Source organism: Azospirillum sp. 11R-A, assembly GCF_049472615.1.
Classification (GTDB): Bacteria; Pseudomonadota; Alphaproteobacteria; order Azospirillales; family Azospirillaceae; genus Azospirillum; species Azospirillum palustre.
The window spans coordinates 1-16,482 of record NZ_JBCEBL010000012.1; the positions used below are offsets into that span (position 1 = coordinate 1).

At 67.4% G+C, this 16,482-nt stretch carries 16 protein-coding genes; 9 read left to right on the forward strand and 7 right to left on the reverse strand.

Annotated features, from left to right (window positions below):
• From VH569_RS17230 to VH569_RS17260, 7 genes are all read right to left on the reverse strand, one after another.
• Positions 1-165 (reverse strand): ATP-binding cassette domain-containing protein (locus tag VH569_RS17230; RefSeq protein WP_423316754.1); only part of this gene is annotated, 165 nt, incomplete at its 3' end.
• Entirely contained in the window at positions 162-1,250 is a 1,089-nt protein-coding gene (locus VH569_RS17235; RefSeq protein WP_423316441.1) for a citrate synthase, read from the reverse strand. The genes VH569_RS17235 and VH569_RS17230, both read right to left, overlap by 4 nt.
• A 164-nt stretch (positions 1,251-1,414) precedes the next feature.
• Positions 1,415-2,644, reverse strand: coding sequence for an ABC transporter substrate-binding protein (locus VH569_RS17240; protein ID WP_423316442.1), 1,230 nt, complete (start codon positions 2,642-2,644; stop codon positions 1,415-1,417).
• Positions 2,645-2,692: 48 nt separating this feature from the next.
• Positions 2,693-4,174, reverse strand: a complete 1,482-nt coding sequence (locus VH569_RS17245; protein ID WP_423316444.1) for an FAD-dependent oxidoreductase — start codon at positions 4,172-4,174, stop codon at positions 2,693-2,695.
• Positions 4,175-4,219: 45 nt separating this feature from the next.
• Positions 4,220-5,470, reverse strand: a complete 1,251-nt coding sequence (locus tag VH569_RS17250; protein WP_423316446.1) for a CaiB/BaiF CoA transferase family protein — start codon at positions 5,468-5,470, stop codon at positions 4,220-4,222.
• Positions 5,467-6,333, reverse strand: a complete 867-nt coding sequence (locus VH569_RS17255; RefSeq protein WP_423316447.1) for a citryl-CoA lyase — start codon at positions 6,331-6,333, stop codon at positions 5,467-5,469. Before VH569_RS17255 ends, VH569_RS17250 begins: the two co-directional genes overlap by 4 nt.
• A gap of 38 nt (positions 6,334-6,371) precedes the next feature.
• Complete coding sequence (locus VH569_RS17260) at positions 6,372-7,850, reverse strand: aldehyde dehydrogenase (RefSeq protein ID WP_423316449.1); 1,479 nt, start codon at positions 7,848-7,850, stop codon at positions 6,372-6,374.
• A gap of 193 nt (positions 7,851-8,043) precedes the next feature.
• Between VH569_RS17260 and VH569_RS17265 the strand changes: the two genes are divergently transcribed.
• The 9 genes from VH569_RS17265 (at position 8,044) to VH569_RS17305 (ending at position 16,463) form a co-directional block, all read left to right on the forward strand.
• Positions 8,044-8,775, forward strand: coding sequence for an IclR family transcriptional regulator (locus VH569_RS17265; RefSeq protein ID WP_161957952.1), 732 nt, complete (start codon positions 8,044-8,046; stop codon positions 8,773-8,775).
• A gap of 441 nt (positions 8,776-9,216) precedes the next feature.
• On the forward strand, positions 9,217-9,633 hold the full coding sequence (locus tag VH569_RS17270; protein ID WP_423316451.1) for a hypothetical protein: 417 nt from the start codon (positions 9,217-9,219) through the stop codon (positions 9,631-9,633).
• Between the two features lie 62 nt (positions 9,634-9,695).
• Positions 9,696-10,454, forward strand: coding sequence for a hypothetical protein (locus VH569_RS17275; RefSeq protein ID WP_423316452.1), 759 nt, complete (start codon positions 9,696-9,698; stop codon positions 10,452-10,454).
• A gap of 138 nt (positions 10,455-10,592) precedes the next feature.
• Positions 10,593-11,351, forward strand: coding sequence for a hypothetical protein (locus tag VH569_RS17280; protein ID WP_423316454.1), 759 nt, complete (start codon positions 10,593-10,595; stop codon positions 11,349-11,351).
• A gap of 277 nt (positions 11,352-11,628) precedes the next feature.
• Positions 11,629-13,062 (forward strand): TolC family protein, encoded by a 1,434-nt coding sequence (locus VH569_RS17285; RefSeq protein ID WP_423316456.1) that lies wholly within the window; start codon positions 11,629-11,631, stop codon positions 13,060-13,062.
• Entirely contained in the window at positions 13,059-13,313 is a 255-nt protein-coding gene (locus VH569_RS17290) for a hypothetical protein (RefSeq protein ID WP_423316458.1), read from the forward strand. The genes VH569_RS17285 and VH569_RS17290 overlap by 4 nt, the downstream gene beginning before the upstream one ends.
• A gap of 8 nt (positions 13,314-13,321) precedes the next feature.
• The gene (locus tag VH569_RS17295; protein ID WP_423316460.1) at positions 13,322-14,014 is read left to right on the forward strand and encodes an ABC transporter ATP-binding protein; all 693 of its coding nucleotides are present in this window, start codon (positions 13,322-13,324) and stop codon (positions 14,012-14,014) included.
• 23 nt (positions 14,015-14,037) lie between these two features.
• On the forward strand, positions 14,038-15,240 hold the full coding sequence (locus VH569_RS17300) for an ABC transporter permease (protein WP_423316462.1): 1,203 nt from the start codon (positions 14,038-14,040) through the stop codon (positions 15,238-15,240).
• 38 nt (positions 15,241-15,278) lie between these two features.
• Positions 15,279-16,463 (forward strand): HlyD family secretion protein, encoded by a 1,185-nt coding sequence (locus tag VH569_RS17305; protein WP_423316464.1) that lies wholly within the window; start codon positions 15,279-15,281, stop codon positions 16,461-16,463.
• The last annotated feature ends 19 nt before the right edge of the window (positions 16,464-16,482 follow it).

Sequence of the window (16,482 nt, forward strand, 5' to 3'; positions counted from 1 at the left end):
CAGGTTGAACACCGTGCTCTTGCCGGCGCCGTTCGGGCCGATCAGCGCGTGGATGGTGCCGCGGCGAACCTGAAGGTTCACGTCGCGAACCGCCACGAACCCCTTGAACTCCTTCGTCAGGTTGCGCGCTTCCAGGATGATGTCGTCGGTGGGTCCGGTGGTCATTCCTGTTCTCTTCCGGTCTTGGGTCGGCCGGCCGGCAGCGGACCGACATAGCGTGACGTCGGTCGCAACATGCGTCCGGTCCGTTCCTGTTCACGCACATGCGCCGCCCATCCGGCCGCGCGGCTGGCGGCAAAGAGGGGTGTGAAGCCGGCACGCGGCACACCGAGCGCTTCCAACAGGAGGGCGGCGTAAAATTCCACATTGGTGTGCAGGGTCCGCTCGGGGCAGCGCGCCGCCATCACCGAAAGAACCGTCCGTTCGACGGCTTCGGCAAAGGCAAGCCGCCCCTCCGGTGCCCGACCCGCGCCGGACTTTTGCAGCGCCAGCAGGCTGTCCTTCATGATGTCCGCGCGAGGATCGCGGATGTGATAGGCCCTGGATCCGAAGCCCATCAGCCGCTCGCCCCGGTCGAGCGCCGCCGTCACCCAGTTTTCCGCATGATCCGCCTCGCCGATGGCATCCAGCATGTCGAGGACCAGTCCCGGCGCGCCGCCATGCAGCGGCCCTTCCAGCGCGCCCAGCGCCGCCAGCGCGGCCGCCGACAGGCCACCCCCGGTGGAGGCGACCACGCGGGCGGTGAAGGTCGAGGCGTTCACGCCATGATCGACCATCGCGACCAGATAACGGTCCAGCGCCCGCGCCTCCGCCTCGCCGGCGGCGGCATCATGGATCATGCGCAGCAGATCGGCGGCATGCGGCAAGGAACGGTCCGGCGCCACCGGGGCCTGTCCACGAACCAGCCGGATGGCCGAAGCGGCGGCAACGGCGGCGCCCGCCACCAGCATCGGCGGCGTCATCGCGGCCCCCGGCAGCGAGGCCAGCAGAAAGCGCTGACACTCGATCACAGTGAGATCGGACGGCATCGCCGCGAAGCGGGGAGAGAGCCGCGCAAAGGCGTCGCATCTCGCCGCAGCCAGGGCATCCCGGCTCATCCGTGCCGGGATCTCCGCGTCCCACAGGATCGCCACCACCTCTTCATAGGGACGGGCGATCAGATCGGGCAATCGATGCCCACGCATCACCATCTCGCCCGTCGCCGGGTCGCCCCCGCTCAGGCTGGTTTCGGCGGCCGATATCCGCTCCATCGTCATGCTGTCCGGTAAGGGGTGGGAGGCGCCGCCGCCGGGAGTGATGCGGCGAATTCGGTGCGAATCCTAAGCAATCAGCCCTCCGGCTCAACTTCATATATGTAAGCGGGGCATTACCATCAGTTATGCCCCGCCAGGAGCGAAGCGCGGTGGGGCGACGCCTACATCTTCTTGACCAGAGGGCAGTCGCTTTCCGACAGCGGCCGGTAGGCACGGTCGGCGGGAACGCTGCGGACCAGCTTGTAGTAGTCCCAGGGCGACTTGGATTCGGCCGGGGTCTTGACCTGGAAAAGATACATGTCGCGCAGCACCCGGCCGTCCTCGCGCACCGTGCCGTTCTTCGTCATGAAGTCGTTCACCGGCGTTTCCTTCATCGTCTTCATGACGGTGGGAGCGGCGTCGGTCCCGGCGGCCTTGATCGCCTTCAGGTAATGGCTGACCGCGCCGTAGACGCCGGCCTGGTAGAAGGTCGGCATCGCCTTGCGCTTCTCGAAGAAGCGTTTGGCGAAGGCGCGCGTCTCGTCGTCCATGTCCCAGTAGAAGGGCGTCGTCAGCATGATGCCCTGGGTCGCCGGCAGGCCCAGCGCATGGACCTCGCTGATGGCGAGCAGCAGCGCCACGATGTTCTTGCCCGACTGGCCGAGCCCGAATTCCGCCGCCTGCTTGATGGCGTTCTGGGTGTCGGCCCCGGCGGTGGCGAGCGCCACGACCTTGGCCGGCGACGCCTGGGCCTGGAGCAGGAAGGAAGAGAAGTCGGCATTGTTCGCCGGCATCCGGACGCTTCCCACCACCTTGCCCTTCTGGCTCTCGACGACGGCGCCGGTGTCACGCTCCAGCGCGTGGCCGAAGGCATAGTCGGAGGTCAGGAAGTACCAGCTGTCGAAGCCCGAGGCCACCACCGCCTCGCCGGTCACATGGGCCAGCGCGTAGGTGTCGTAGGTCCAGTGGATGCCGTTCGGCGTGCAGGCCTTGCCGGTCAAATCGGAGCTGGCAGGCGAGGAGAAGATGGCGACGCGGTTCTTCTCCTTGGTGATCTGCTGCACCGCCAGCGCCACGGCGGAGTTCGGCACGTCCATGATGGCGTCGACCTGATCGACATCGTACCAGCGCCGGGCCGTCGAGGCGCCGACGTCGGCCTTGTTCTGGTGGTCGGCGAAGATCAGCTCGACGGGCGTGCCGTTGACGGCGCCGCCGAAATCCTCCACCGCCATCTGCGCCGCGGCGATCGACCCCTGACCGGTGCTGTCGGACAGCTGGCCCGACAGGTCGGTCAGGATGCCGATCTTGATCTTGCCGTCACTGTAGGCGGCGCTCTGCGCGAGCGCCGGCTGGGACAGGCTGTGGGCGAACAGGCAGGCGGCGACGGCCGCCGTTACCGCGTAACGGTTCATCAGTTCCTCCCTAGGGGTATTTTTATCGATGGCCGGCTCTATGGATGCTCAGCCTGCGTCGCTGGAGGCCGCCGCATGCTGGGCGGCCAGCCGGCCGAACACCGCGCCGCGCAGGACCGAGGTCGAGCCGGTATAGACCTGGTGGTAGAGGCCGACCGTCTCGCCCGCCGCATAGAGTCCCGGCATCGGCCGGCCGTTGCCGTCCAGCACGCGGGCATCGGCATCCACCTTCAATCCGCCGAAGGTGAAGCAATTGGCCGAGACGATGGGGAAGGCGCGGAACGGACCCTTGGTCAGCGGGCGCGCCCAGTTGGTCTTGGCCGGGCTCAGCCCGGTGGTCGCCAGACCGTCCACCCGCGTCGGGTCGAAGCGGGAGGCATCGGCGGGACAGGCGGCGTTGTAGGCGGCGACCGTCGCCAGCGTGGCGTCCGGCGGCAGGCCCAGCTTTTCGACCAGCGCGTCGAGCGTCGGCGCCTCGATGGCCGGCACGTCGCTGCGGATGCTGGTGCGCCAGCGCGGAATGTCCTCCACCTGATCGTCGAACAGCACATAGGCGATCCCGTCGGGCTGATCGGCGACGATGCGGGTGATGTGGTCGTAGGTGGCGTCGGCGGTGCCCGGAGCCTCGTCGAGGAAGCGTTCGCCGCGCTTGTTGACCAGCACGCCATAGGGCCAGATGAAGATCACCGCTTCCGGCTGGCGCGACCGCGGGTCGACCGGTTCGGCATGGTAGGATCCGAAATCGCCGGCCGCCGCCGCCCCGGCGTCGAGCGCCATGCGGATGCCCTCGCCACGGTTGTAGTAGCCGCCGCGCGCCACCGGCCGCACATGCTTGGCGCGCTGGCCCATGTAGCGGGTCATCATCTCCGGGTTGCCCTGATAGCCGCCCGACGCCAGGATCGTCGACCGGCCGCGGATGGCGACGCGCAGCCCGTCCGTCCCGGTGGCATGAACGCCGCCGATGCGGCCCTGGTCGTCACGCAGCAGGTCGAGCGCCGTGGTGCGGTAGAGCACGCGGGCGCCCAGCGCCTTCGCCTCCGCCATCAGCCGTTCGATCAGGGCGAGGCCGCCGCCCTGCGCCGCGATGCGCTGGGTGTTCTGGGTCAGCAGATAGATCGGCTGCGGTTCGAACCGCAGGCCGAAGCCCTTCAGCCAGGCGATGGTCGGCGGCACCCGCTCGGCGAAGCGGGAGATCACCTCCGGATCGGGGAAGGGGTGGGCCTTCACATAGTCCGGCCAATGCTCGTACGGTTCGGCGGCGGCCGCCAGCACGTTGGGGTCGATGTTCAACCCGGCATTGGCGGCGAAATGCTCCTCGAAATCGTCGGAGATCTCGGAATCGTTCTTCATCCGCATATAGGCTTCGGTCCAGCGCGAGTTGCCGCCGAAATCCTCCTCGGGCGCCCGCTCCAGCAGGGTGACCGACAGGCCGGCCTGCAGCGCCGTCACCGCCGCCGAAAGCCCGGCGATGCCGCAGCCGACGATGACCAGATCGCTGATGGCCAGATCGCCGATGGGGTGCTCAGACATCCGTGTTTCCTCCGTCATTTCTTTCGTCTCCAGACCTGTCCCGCATCATCCCGCCAGGCGCTGCCGGTTGCCGTCGGGCTCGCTGTCGGCCACGACGATTCCGGCCCCCGTCAGCTGTTCGATCGCCGCCGGGCCGTAGCCGAGTTCGGCCAGCACCGCGCAGGTGTCCTGTCCGACGCGCGGCGGGTCGCGGCGGATCGTCAAATCGGTGTCCGCCACCTGGATCGGCAGCCGCGGCAGCGCGGTCCGCACCCCGTTCGGCAGGGTGGTCGGCATCAGCCCGCCGGTGGCCCGCAGGTGCGGATCCTCGAACAGATCCTCCGGCCGGGCGATGGGCGCGAAGGGGATGCGGGCGCGCTCGCACACCGACACAGCCTCCTCCATCGACAGGCTGCCGAACAGCGCCGTCAGCAGCGGCAGCAGGCGCGGCCGGGCGGCGATGCGGTCGTTGTTGGTGCGGAACCCGGGATCCTCGCGCAGGTCGGGCCGGTCGATGACGGCGCAGAAGCGCTCCCAATGGCTGTCGGTGGTGATGCCGACGAAGATCGGCCGCCCGTCGGCGGTGCGGAAGGTCTCGTAGACCGCCCAGGCCGACACGCGCTCCGGCATCGGCGGGATCGGCCCGTCCGCCTGGGCGGCGTAGCAGAGATGCTGCCCCATCAGGAACACCGTGGTTTCGAACAGGGCGGTCTCGATGGTCTGGCCCTTGCCGATCCGTTCCCGCTCGCGCAGCGCCACCAGGATGGCGATGACGGCGAACATGCCGCCGGTGATGTCCACGACCGAGGTGCCGGCACGCAGCGGCCGGCCGCTCGGGCCGGTCATGTAGGCGAGCCCGGTCATCATCTGCACCACCTCGTCGAGCGCGAGGCGGCCGGCATAGGGGCCGTCGAGGAACCCCTTCAGGCTGGCGTAGATCAGGCGCGGGTTGACGCGGGCCAGCGCGTCGGCGCCCAGCGCCAGCCGCTCCATCGTGCCGGGGGCGAAATTCTCCACCAGCACGTCGGCCTCGGCAACGAGACGATGCGCGATGTCACGGCCCTCCGGCGTCTTCAAATCGACGGCGATGGAGCGCTTGTTGCGGTTGAAATAGCCGAAATAGCCGGTGCCGAAGCCCTTCAGATGGCGGGTCGGCTCGCCATTCGGCACCGGTTCGACCTTCACCACGTCAGCGCCGAGGTCGGCGAGGATCATGGCGCAGGACGGCCCCATCACCGTATGGCCGAAATCGACGACCTTGACGCCGGCCAGGGGGAGCGGCTTGCCGGGGGAATCGGCGGGGGATCGGTCGGTCATGCTCCGTCTCCCGGAATCTCTGCTGGAACCGGACGGGGCGACGCCCCGTCATATCGGTAGGGGATGGACGGCGGCATCGGCCCCTTGATGCGGCCGCCCTGCTGCGACTGTTCCCAGGCGTGGGCCATGATGCCGACCGAGCGCGACAGGACGAACAGCCCGCGCCCGAGCCCGGACGGGAAACCGAGTTCGGCAAACACCACGGCGGTGGCGCCGTCGATGTTCATCGGAAGCCGCCTGCCCTTGCGCGCGGCCAGCGCGTCCTCCACCGCGCGGCCGATGGCGGCGGCCTCTCCCGTCACGGCGCCCTCCCCCGTCGCCGCCTCCACCAGGGCAAGCAGACGGCCGGCGCGCGGATCGACGGGATGGAAGCGGTGGCCGAAGCCGGGGATATGCTCGCGCCGTTCCAGCCGGGCGGCGATTTCCTCATCCGCCGCCCCGGCCACGGACATGCCGCCCGCCCCGTGATTGGCCATGCGGGCGGCGACGGCGGCGTAGAGCTCCATGCATTGCTGGCCGGCGCCGCCATGGACGTCGCCCAGCGCGTTGATGCCGGACGCCATGGCGTTGTTCAGCCCGACGCCGCAGGTGGCGGCCATGCGGGCGGTGGCGATGGACGGCGCTTGCGGCCCGTGATCCACCGCCGCCACCAGCGCGGCCCCCAGCAACCGGCCCTGCGCCGGTGTCGGCAATTCGCCGCGCAGCATCAGCCAGACCATGTCGGGGAAGCCGATCGTGCCGATCAGCTCCTCTATGGCATAGCCGCGCACCCGGATCGAACCCGGATGGATGTCGATGATCGACGTCCGCCACCAGCCGGCGGCGCTGTCGATGGTCGCTTCAGAGATGGGAATTTCGGGCATGGGAATGCTCCCGGAGGACTCGCCGCGCCGGCCCGGCCTCAACCGAGCACGAAGGGGTTGGCGCGGTTGGGTTTCGTGGTGATCCAGACGGACTTGGTCTGGAGATATTCCTTGATCGCCTCCACGCCCCCTTCGCGGCCGAGGCCGGAGCGCTTGTAGCCGCCGAAAGGCGTGGTGAAGCTGGTCGAGCGGTAATTGTTCACCCACACCGTCCCCGCGCGCAGCCGGTCGACGCAGTACATCGCGCGGTGCAGGTCGCGGGTCCACACGCCGGCCGCCAGGCCGAACTCGACGTCGTTGGCGATGCGCAGCGCATCGTCCTCGTCCTCGAAGGGGATGACGCAGAGGACCGGGCCGAACACCTCCTCCTGGGCGATGCGCATGTCGTTGCGCACCTGGGTGAAGATGGTCGGCGCCACGAACTGCCCCTGGCCGTAGTCCGGCCCCGACAGGGCATGGCCGCCGAGCGCGCAGACCGCGCCTTCCTGCTTCGCCATGTCGATCATCCGCAGGATCTTCTCCCATTGCGGACGGGTGGCGATGGGGCCGATCTGCGTGTCCATGCTGGACGGGTCGCCGATGCGCGCCTCGCCCGCCGCCGCGACCAGCTTCGCGACGAAGGCGTCGTGGATGGTCTTCTGGACCAGCAGGCGCGAACCCGCCATGCAGGTCTGCCCCGAGGCGCCGAACACGCCGGAGATGGCGCCCTTCACCGCCTGGTCGAGGTCGGCGTCGTCGAAGACGATGTTCGGCGACTTGCCGCCCAGCTCCAGCGTCACCTTCTTCAGGCCCGGCGCCGCGGCCTCGTTGACGCGCTGACCGCCGATGTCGCCGCCGGTGAAGGCGATCTTGGCGGTCAGGGGATGGCGCACCAGCGGCTCGCCCACTTCCCCGCCGAAGCCGGTGACGACGTTGACGACGCCGCGCGGGAAACCCGCCTCATGCGCCAGCTTCGCCAGTTCCAGGATGGAGGCGGAGGTGTATTCCGACGGCTTGATGACGATGGTGTTCCCGGCCGCCAGCGCCGGAGCCATCTTCCAGGTGGTCAGCGCCAGCGGCGAATTCCACGGCGTGATGGCGACGACGACGCCGAGCGGCTCGTACTTCACATAGTTGAAGACGTCGGCCTTGTTGATCGGCACGACGGCGCCCTGAACCTTGTCGGCCAGCCCGGCATAGTAATGGAACCATTGGGCGACGTTCCGCACCTGCCCGCTGACCTCGGCCATCAGCTTGCCGTTGTCGCGCTGCTCGATGGCGCCCAGCCGGTCGACATTGTCCTCGATCAGCCCGGCCAGCCGGCGCAGCAGCGCGCCGCGCTGGGTCGCCGTCAGCCCGGCCCAGTCCGGCGACAGGAAGGCGCGGTGCGCCGCCTCCACCGCACGGTCGGCATCGGCCTGCGTGCCGCGCGGGATCTCCGCCCAGGCCCGCCCCGAAAAGGGCTCCGTCGTCTCGAACCACTCGTTGGAAACCGGATCGCACCAGTCCCCGTCGATGAACAGCTTGTAGCGTTCCACCCTTCGCCTCGCAAAAGTTCTGTTAGATAGAACTATGTTTCATCTAAGAGAACATACGAAGGCAAATTGCGTCAAGCCTGAACCATTTGCCTCCGCACTTTTCTCACGCCCGGGACTTGTTCGGGCCGTCCTTGACGGCCGATGGCGGTGTCGAGGAAGAATGCACGCCGAAGCTGCCAATGAAGGGTACGACATGACCGATGCGAAGCCGACCACGACCGCCGCATCCGCCGGGGGAGTTGAGTCCGTCGACCGGGCATTGAGCATCGTCGGCTGCTTTCAGGCGGGCGATCATGCATTGAGCCTGACCGAGATCGCGGCGCGCACCGGGCTCTACAAGAGCACCATCCTGCGGCTGACCGTGTCGCTGGAAAGGGCCGGCTATCTCGTCCGCCACCAGGACAAGTCCTACCGGCTCGGCCCGGAGCTGATGCGGCTGGGGGGGCTCTACCAGCGCTCGCTGCGGCTGGAGGACCATGTCCGGCCGGTGCTGCGCCAGCTGATGCGGGAGAGCGGGGAAAGCGCCTCCTTCTTCCGGCGCGAAGGGGCGTGGCGCATCTGCGCCTTCCGCGAAGATTCGACGCAGGCGATCCGCGATCACGTTCATGAAGGCGACCGCCTGCCTCTGGACCGGGGTGCCGCCGGCCATGTGCTCACCCGCTTCGCCGGGCAGGGATCGGCGGCCGACTTCGCCGCCTTGCCTCTGCTCTCCTTCGGCGAGCGCGAGTCCGAGACCGGGGCCGCCGCCGTGCCGGTCTTTTCACAACGGGACGGGCTGGTCGGCGCGTTGACCCTGTCGGGACCGCTGACCCGCTTCACCGGGGAGCGGGTGGCGGTGATGGCGCCCCTGCTGCTGGCCGCCGGCAGCCGCCTGTCGGAGACGCTGGGCGGACATTACCCGGATTCGGCGTCGCAGTCTGCATAGGCAACGGCAGCCCAAAGCGAGATGGCGACGAAACGGTGAGACCATGGCCGTGCCGGAGGCGTCCGGGCCGGTGCCGGGAGGGTAGCGTCCTTCGTCCCGCAAGCACCGCACCGACGTCCGGGGACGCGTTCCGGCTCTGTTGCAAGGTCTGCCGGCAGGCGGCGGAATGGCTGGGCGCTGGAGGAAGCCAATCGGTGTCGGACCTCACGGGATGCCCGTAACCATCATCCCGTGCCTGCCGGCAAGCCTTGCAACAGACCCTGTGGAGGACGGGAGCAGAAATACTAAATTCGCTATCTAAGGATTTATTGGATTCTATTTTTCCACCTTCATGCATTGTCTTGCGGCATAGAATTGCGCTATATAGGTGTTGTCATCTGCCTGCGACACTACCATGCCGGGATGTCTTGGGCATTGAGACCAAAAACTGGAGGACTTTTAATGTCAGTCAAATTTGCCGGAGCAATGGGCTTTGCGGCCTCCCTGCTGTTCGCCGTGCCGGCTCTGGCGGGAAGCACCGGCGTCGTCGTGCAGAACCTGTCCGGCCAAACCGTCACGGTGTCGGGGACCAGCATCGGCCTGCCGAGTTCGATCAACAACGGTGCCTCGGGAACGGGCACATCCAGCTTTTCCTCTGGTCAGCCGGACAGCGGCGTCTTGACCGTGTCGGGGGGCGGGAAGTCTTGCAGCTTCTCGTGGTCGCGGCCGGGGCAGCAGGTCAAGAACGGCCCGCTCTGCGGAACGTTGACAAGTTTCTCGACGAAGCTTGGAGTGGGCTCTTGGAGTTGCAACAATGTGGTGGTGAGCCAGCAGCCCTCTCCCACCTGCTCGGGTAACGTGAAGTTCACGATCCAGTAACATGCAATGGCGGGCATCCATTTGTGATGCCCGCCAGTCATCCCGCTGACGGAGTGCCGAAAATGGCTGGAGCGATCACGGATTACAACGGCCCCAACGTCACGCTTGCGGGCGGTTCCGCTTTGAAGAAATTCATGGAACACACCGCCGCTGCCGCCAAGAAAAAAATCGAGGAGACCGGAAGCGTCGCGGGATTCAAAGCAGACTTCAGGTCTGCCGATGGCGAGATTTCCGTAAACATCACATCAGATTTTGGAACTGATTTGAATGGAAAGTCTGGCTATGCCTTATCCTATCGCCTGGAGACAACAGATAAAGGCGTTCAAGTTGGTGGCGGCGAAGGTGGCAGTAACGTCGCCGACAGTGGAGATGATATCGATCAGTTTGTATCGACCGTAGGTAAGATGAATGACTCAGTTGGCGCAAAATCTGGGAAAATGACAGAAGAAGAAGAGCTTAAATATGTAAAAGAAAATCTTCCGCCAGAACAATACGAAAAATTCGTTCAAGGCATAAAGGAATCCAAAGCGGCCTACGAAGCTCAGCAGAGGGAGTTGCGAGGGGAGAAGGGCGATGCGTCCTCTCCGGCGTCTGGCGGCGGCACGCGGCTTGACCGGATGAAGGCGCGGAGCGAGGATGCGGCGCAGCTTGCCGAGCGGCTGCTGAAGGGCGTGACCGGGCGCGACCAATCGGAGGCGAATGGCCCTGCGCATTGGCTGGCTTCCTCCCTCACCGATCCTGCCACCGACAAATCCTCCGCCCAGACCGCGGACAAAGCGTCGCCTCCGCCCTCGTACAAGCCCGTCGATCTGAAGACCTGACGGTGTAAATGATCTCATGCGTTCGGTATCTGTTTCCTGAACGCATCCACGCTCTTCCCCTACCCCCCGACACAAAAGGCATCGGTCGCACCTCACATGGCGGTGTAGGTCGATCATCCCAATAACGGAGCGTGAAAAATGGCTGGAGCGATCACGACGTATAATGGTCCCAACGTCACGCTTGCCGGCGGTTCCGCTCTGAAGAAATTCATGGAAGGAGCCGCTGCTGCTGCCAAGAAGAAAATTGAAGAGACCGGAAGTGTTGAGGGATTCAAAGCAGGATTTACATCGGCAAACGGCGAAATATCTATAAATATCACATCAAAACCTATCGTAGAATCCAGTGGTCGCTCGGGATACGGTTTATTTTACAGCTTGGATACAAATGATCAAGGAACTCAGGTTGCTGGGAGTCAAAGCATAATTGGCGTAACCAGTAACGGAGAAGATGTCGATAATTTTGTCTCAAAAATATCTGAAACGAATGATAGTCTCGGCACAAAATCTGGCCATACGACAGAAGAAGAAGATCTTCGGTGGGCAAAAGAAAATCTTCCACCAGATCAGTATGAAAAGGTCGTTCAGGGCATAAAAGAATCCAAAGCGGCCTACGAAGCTCAGCAGAGAGAGTTGCGTGGGGAGAAAGGCGATGCGTCCTCTCCGGCGTCTGGTAACGGTACGCGGCTTGACCGGATGAAGGCGCGGAGCGAGGACGCGGCGCAACTGGCCGAAAGGCTGCTGAAGGGCGTGACCGGGCGCAACCAGTCGGGGGCGAATGGCCCTGCGCATTGGCTGGCTTCTTCCCTCACCGATCCCGCCGCCGACAAGTCCTCCGCCCAGACCGCAGACAAAGCGTCGCCTCCGCCCTCGTACAAGCCCGTCGATCTGAAAACCTGAACACGGCCCCGACCGGAGGGAAGAAGCCAGCCGGCGGGACGGATGTCCGCATCCGAGGCCCGACCCAGGTGGCGAGGATCGGCATCGTCGCCCGTGCCGCCCGCCCTTTTCCTGTCCATGGCACATTGCGTATGATATGGACAGTTATGGTTGTGTCAAAGGTGTCTCTGTGGCGGTTCCGAGTGCCATGAACGCATGTCCTGCGATCATACGCTGCATGGCGGTCGTCCTGGCTCTGGGAACCGCCGTTGGCGGTGCGGAGGGCGCACACGCGCAGATGGCTCCGCAACCCCGCTATGCCCATGATGGCCCCGGACCGCCGCCGCCGGCAACCGGTCCCGAACTGCGCCTGACCCTGCCTGAGGCGGTCTATCTCGGGCTGCGGCGGAATAACGGGGTCCGGACGGCCTATCTGCAACGGGTTCTCGACGCCTACAACCTGCATGTCGCGGAATCCGCCTTCACCCCCCGCGGAAATCTGCTGTCCACCATCGATGCCGACCGCACCGGCGGCAGCCGCGGGGTCGCCATCGACCTGACGCCGACGGTGCAAACGCTGACGCCGCTGGGAACAATCATCGCGTTCGGCTGGGACCTGCGGCAGAGCAGCCGGCGGCAACCGAACGACGGGCTGTCGCGGGGGGAGTCGGCGCTCACCCTGTCGGTCATCCAACCGCTGCTGAAGGGGGCCGGCTACGACACCACGATGGCCCCGGTGCGCATCGCGCGGTTGCAGGAGCGCTACAACCGGCTTCGCCTGAAGACCGCGGTCGCCAACACCGTGACCGACATCGCCCGCGCCTATCACCAGTTCGTTCAAACCCGCCAGCAGATCGCCCTGGCCGACGGCGCCCTGCAACGCGCCCGCGATCTGGAGGCGACCAACCGCGCCCTGATCGCCGCCGGACGGATGGCCGCGGTCGAACTGTTCCAGGCCCAGGCGACCACGGCGGCCCAGGAACTGGCGCTGTTGCAGGCGCAAAGCGCGTTCGATGCCGCGCGGCTCGCACTGCTGGCGCTGCTGGCGCTCGATCTCGACACGCGGGTCGTTCCCGCCGACCGGCTGACGGCGAAGCCGGTGCGGATCGACGTGAACGAGGTGAGGGCGCTGGCCTTCGACAACCGCCCGGATTACCTGTCGCAGCTGATCGCCATCGAAAGCGCGCGCATCGGGCTGGATGTCGCCCGCAATCAACGGCTGTGGGATGTTTCGGTGGTCGCCGGGGTGAGCGTGCCGGGGGCCGGGCGCAGCGGCTGGCGGGCATCGGAAAAGCTGCCCGCCACCAAGACCGACCTGCGGGCCGGGCTTCAGCTCAACATCCCCATCAACGACCTGTCCCTGAAACAGCAGGAGGTCCAGGCCAGCGTCGGCCTGCGGCAGAACGAGGTTGTGCTGGAACAACTGCGCGCCCAGGTCGATCAGCAGGTGCGCGACGGGGTGCGGACGGTCGACGCCATGTGGCGTCAATACACGCTCAGCCGGCAGGTGCGGGAACTGGGCGAACGGACGCTGGCCGGCGAGATGGCCAAGCTGCGCGCCGGACGGTCGAGCAATTTCCAGGTCGTGTCGTTCCAGGACCAGCTGCGCTCCGCCGAAAGCGGCGAGCTGGCGGCGCTGGTGGCCTATCTCGATGCGCTCGTCCTGCTGGACCTGCAGGTCGGCACCACCATCGACACCTGGGGCATCCAGCTGAACGATCCGCCGCCATGATGCGCTCCCCCATCCCCACCCTCCGGCCCAGAACGGCGTTGCTCCCGGCGTTGCTGTGCACGCTGGCGGCCGGCTGCTGCGCGCCGCCCGAGATCGCGCTTCCCCCCGTCGCGGCGCCGGACATCGCGGCGCCGGCACTGGCGGCTTCCACCGACGCTCTGCCGCTGGCGGCCTATGCCCGCCCAACCGGGGAGGCGGGGGTCTCCCTCCGGCTGATGTCGCCCGACAACACGCCCGCCGCCGGTCCGTGAGGCCCCGCATGACCATCCTCGCTCTCGACGGCGTGCATAAGAGCCATGGCCGCGCGGCAGGCGCGGTGCAGGTGCTGCGCGACGTGTCGCTGGACATCCGGCAGGGCGAGGTCTGCGCCATCGTCGGGTCTTCGGGGTCGGGAAAATCGACGCTTCTCTCGCTGATGGGGCTGCTGGACCGTCCGGATTCCGGGCGGCTCCGCTTCGAGGGGGAGGAGGTCGGGGCGGCCTCGGCGGACCGGCTGGCGGCACTGCGCAACCGCCGCATCGGCTTCGTCTTCCAGTCCTTCCATCTGCTGCCCCGGCTGACGGCGCTGGAGAATGTCGCCCTGCCGTTCCTGTACCGCGGCGTGCCGCCGCGCCTGGGCCGCGACCGTGCGGCGGCGATGCTGGAGCGGGTCGGGCTGGGCGACCGGCTGCATCACCGGCCGGAGGAGATGTCGGGGGGCCAGCGCCAGCGCGTCGCCGTTGCCCGCGCGGTGGTCGGCGATCCCGCCCTGCTGCTGGCCGACGAGCCGACGGGAAATCTGGACGGCGCCACCGCGCGCCAGATCATCGACCTGTTCTTCGCCCTGAATGCCGATCTGGGGGTGACCGTGGCGCTCGTCACCCATGATCCCGCCATCGCGGCGCGCTGCGGGCGTCGATTGGTGATGCGGGACGGACGGCTGGATGGCACGGCGCACGGGGCCGCCCCATGAGGCGCGTCGGGCCCGGGAGGCCGATGGATGATGGGGAAAGCGGCGGGCGCCGGTGGCGGGCGCTGGCGGCGGACGCGTTGCGCAACCTCGGGGCGATGCGGCAGCGCTCGCTGCTGGCCCTGCTCGGCATCGCCATCGGAACGGCGGCGGTGGTCGCCCTGATCTCCATCGGCGAGAATGCCAGGGAACACTCCATGCGCCAGTTCCTCGCCATGGGGGCGGACATCCTGACGGTCCAGAAGGATTTCAGCCTGTCCGGCCGGCCGGCGGCCCTGACCCGTGCCGATGTCGACCGGCTGCGGGCGCTTCCCGGCGTCGAGGAGGTCGCGCCGCTGGCGATGCTGGGGGTGGAGATCCGCCAGGGGCGCACCCGCCTGCCCAGCGCCGTCACCGGCGTCACGCCGGAATTCTTTGCGCTGGTCCAGGCCAAAGCCGCGCAGGGCCGGACGCTGGCGGAGGGGGACCGCACCGCGACCGTCGTCGTTCTCGGGGCAGGGCTGGCGCGCCGGCTGGCGGAAGACGGCCACCCCCCGGTGCCGGGCAGCCTGCTGCGGATGGGGGGATACAACCATACGGTGGTCGGCGTTCTCGCCGGCAGCACGCCGAACCCGGTGTTGCCGCTGGATGTCGACAGCACGGCCTTCGTGCCACTGTCCGGCGCGCGGCGAGTGTCGGCCAACAGCGACATCACCAACCTCGTGGTTCGCAAGATGTCGGTTGCCGCCGATCAGGACGTGCGGCAATCGATGACCGGCCATTTCTCCGGCGGCGCCCATCCCCGCCCGGTCATGGTGCAGAGCGCCCGCCAGCTGATCGTCGCCATGAGCGATCAGGCGCGGGTTCACACCCTGCTGCTGGCCGCCATCGGCGGCGTGTCGCTGATTGTCGGCGGGGTCGGCGTGATGAATGTGATGCTGATGGGCGTGGTCGAGCGGCGGCGCGAAATCGGCTTGCGCATGGCCCTGGGCGCCCGGCCCATCGATGTCTGCGCGATGTTTCTGGCCGAAGCGCTGGCGCTCTCGCTCAGCGGCGGGATGGCGGGCGCCCTCCTGGGCCTCGCGGCGGCGGCGGTCTATGCCTGGAATGCGGGGTGGGCGTTCGCGCCGTCCGTCCCGTCGCTGCCGCTGGGGCTCGGCATGTCAAGCGGGGTGGGGCTGTTCTTCGGGCTGTACCCGGCGATGCAGGCGTCGCGCCTGGAGCCGGTCGCGGCGTTGCGCGGGGAGTGAACGCCGATGCGGTCGAGAGGAATGCAGGGAGTGGGTCGATGAGCGTGCAGGCACCGCGACCGGCGGGCGGCGGATCGCGGCGGCGGGCCCTGGACAGGCTGGCGTGGTTCTGCGGCGGCGCCCTGTGCGCCGGCCTGGCCCTGAGCGGACCGTCCTGGTTCGACGATGCGCAGGCAAAGCTGTCGGCAAGCCACGCCCCGGCCGACAGGGCCGCGCCGACGCCTCGGGCGGTTGAACCGGAGATGGCCGGGCAGAGTCCCGTCCTGTCCCTTCCCGTCCTGTCGGTGGCCGGAACGGTCGAACCGGGCAGCACGGTGGCGGTGGTGGCCCCCTTCGCCGGATCGGTGAAGGAAAAGCGGTTCGAGTATGGCCAGCAGGTCGAAGCCGGTCAGGTCCTGCTGGTCATCGACGGCTTCGATATGGATATGCGCGCGCGCGACGCGGAGGCTGCCCGTCTCAAGACCGCGCAGCATCTGGACGAGGTCAGGAACTGGGCGACCGGCGCGGAGATGGCACGTGCGCAGCGTCAGGTGGCCGCCGCGCGGCGGGAGGCCGAGCAGGCGCAACGCCGTGTCCAGGATGCCAAGCCCCTGATCGCCCAGGGCATCATTCCGCGGCAGGAGTATGAAGATCTGCTGAGGCAGGCCGAAGCACAGGCGCTCAACCGTCAGGCGGCGGAAGAGGAGCTGGCCTCCACCGCGAAAAGGGGCGGGCGCGATGCCCTCCGCATGGCTGAACTGGAGCATGCCGGCGCCCTGGCGAAGGTCGAGGATCTGCGCCGGCAAGTGGAGCGTGCGGTGGTGAGGGCTCCGGCGTCCGGCATGGTCATGAAGGCGCCAACCGCCTCCTCGGCCAGTACGCCCGGCGTCGCTGCGGTCGAGGTCGGGGCCGGGCTGTCCCAGAACCAAAGCCTGTTCCTGATTGCCGAGATGGACAGGCTGGCGGTCACGGCGCAGGTCGACGAGATGGACATCAACAGCCTGCGCGTCGGTCAGCCGGTCGACGTGACCGGCGAAGCCTTTCCAGACAATCGGCTGTCCGGACGGGTTGCCTGGGTCGCGCAGCAGGCGACGGCCGGCGACGGGGGGGCGTCGACCGGCGCATCCTTCGCCGTTCGCGTGGCGCTGCCGCCCCTGTCCGACGCGCAGAAACAACGCATCCGTGTCGGCATGTCCGCGACTTTGACGATTGGAACGACTGCGGCGCCGCGGCTTGCCGAGTGAACCGTTGCGGCCTCGCCGG

Coding starts and splice junctions, on each gene's coding strand:
- VH569_RS17235 (WP_423316441.1), bottom strand. CDS start 1,250: ATGGAGCGGATATCGGCCGCCGAAACCAGCCTGAGCGGGGGCGACCCG.
- VH569_RS17240 (WP_423316442.1), bottom strand. CDS start 2,644: ATGAACCGTTACGCGGTAACGGCGGCCGTCGCCGCCTGCCTGTTCGCC.
- VH569_RS17245 (WP_423316444.1), bottom strand. CDS start 4,174: ATGTCTGAGCACCCCATCGGCGATCTGGCCATCAGCGATCTGGTCATC.
- VH569_RS17250 (WP_423316446.1), bottom strand. CDS start 5,470: ATGACCGACCGATCCCCCGCCGATTCCCCCGGCAAGCCGCTCCCCCTG.
- VH569_RS17255 (WP_423316447.1), bottom strand. CDS start 6,333: ATGCCCGAAATTCCCATCTCTGAAGCGACCATCGACAGCGCCGCCGGC.
- VH569_RS17265 (WP_161957952.1), top strand. CDS start 8,044: ATGACCGATGCGAAGCCGACCACGACCGCCGCATCCGCCGGGGGAGTT.
- VH569_RS17270 (WP_423316451.1), top strand. CDS start 9,217: ATGTCAGTCAAATTTGCCGGAGCAATGGGCTTTGCGGCCTCCCTGCTG.
- VH569_RS17275 (WP_423316452.1), top strand. CDS start 9,696: ATGGCTGGAGCGATCACGGATTACAACGGCCCCAACGTCACGCTTGCG.
- VH569_RS17280 (WP_423316454.1), top strand. CDS start 10,593: ATGGCTGGAGCGATCACGACGTATAATGGTCCCAACGTCACGCTTGCC.
- VH569_RS17285 (WP_423316456.1), top strand. CDS start 11,629: ATGGCTCCGCAACCCCGCTATGCCCATGATGGCCCCGGACCGCCGCCG.
- VH569_RS17290 (WP_423316458.1), top strand. CDS start 13,059: ATGATGCGCTCCCCCATCCCCACCCTCCGGCCCAGAACGGCGTTGCTC.
- VH569_RS17295 (WP_423316460.1), top strand. CDS start 13,322: ATGACCATCCTCGCTCTCGACGGCGTGCATAAGAGCCATGGCCGCGCG.
- VH569_RS17300 (WP_423316462.1), top strand. CDS start 14,038: ATGGATGATGGGGAAAGCGGCGGGCGCCGGTGGCGGGCGCTGGCGGCG.
- VH569_RS17305 (WP_423316464.1), top strand. CDS start 15,279: ATGAGCGTGCAGGCACCGCGACCGGCGGGCGGCGGATCGCGGCGGCGG.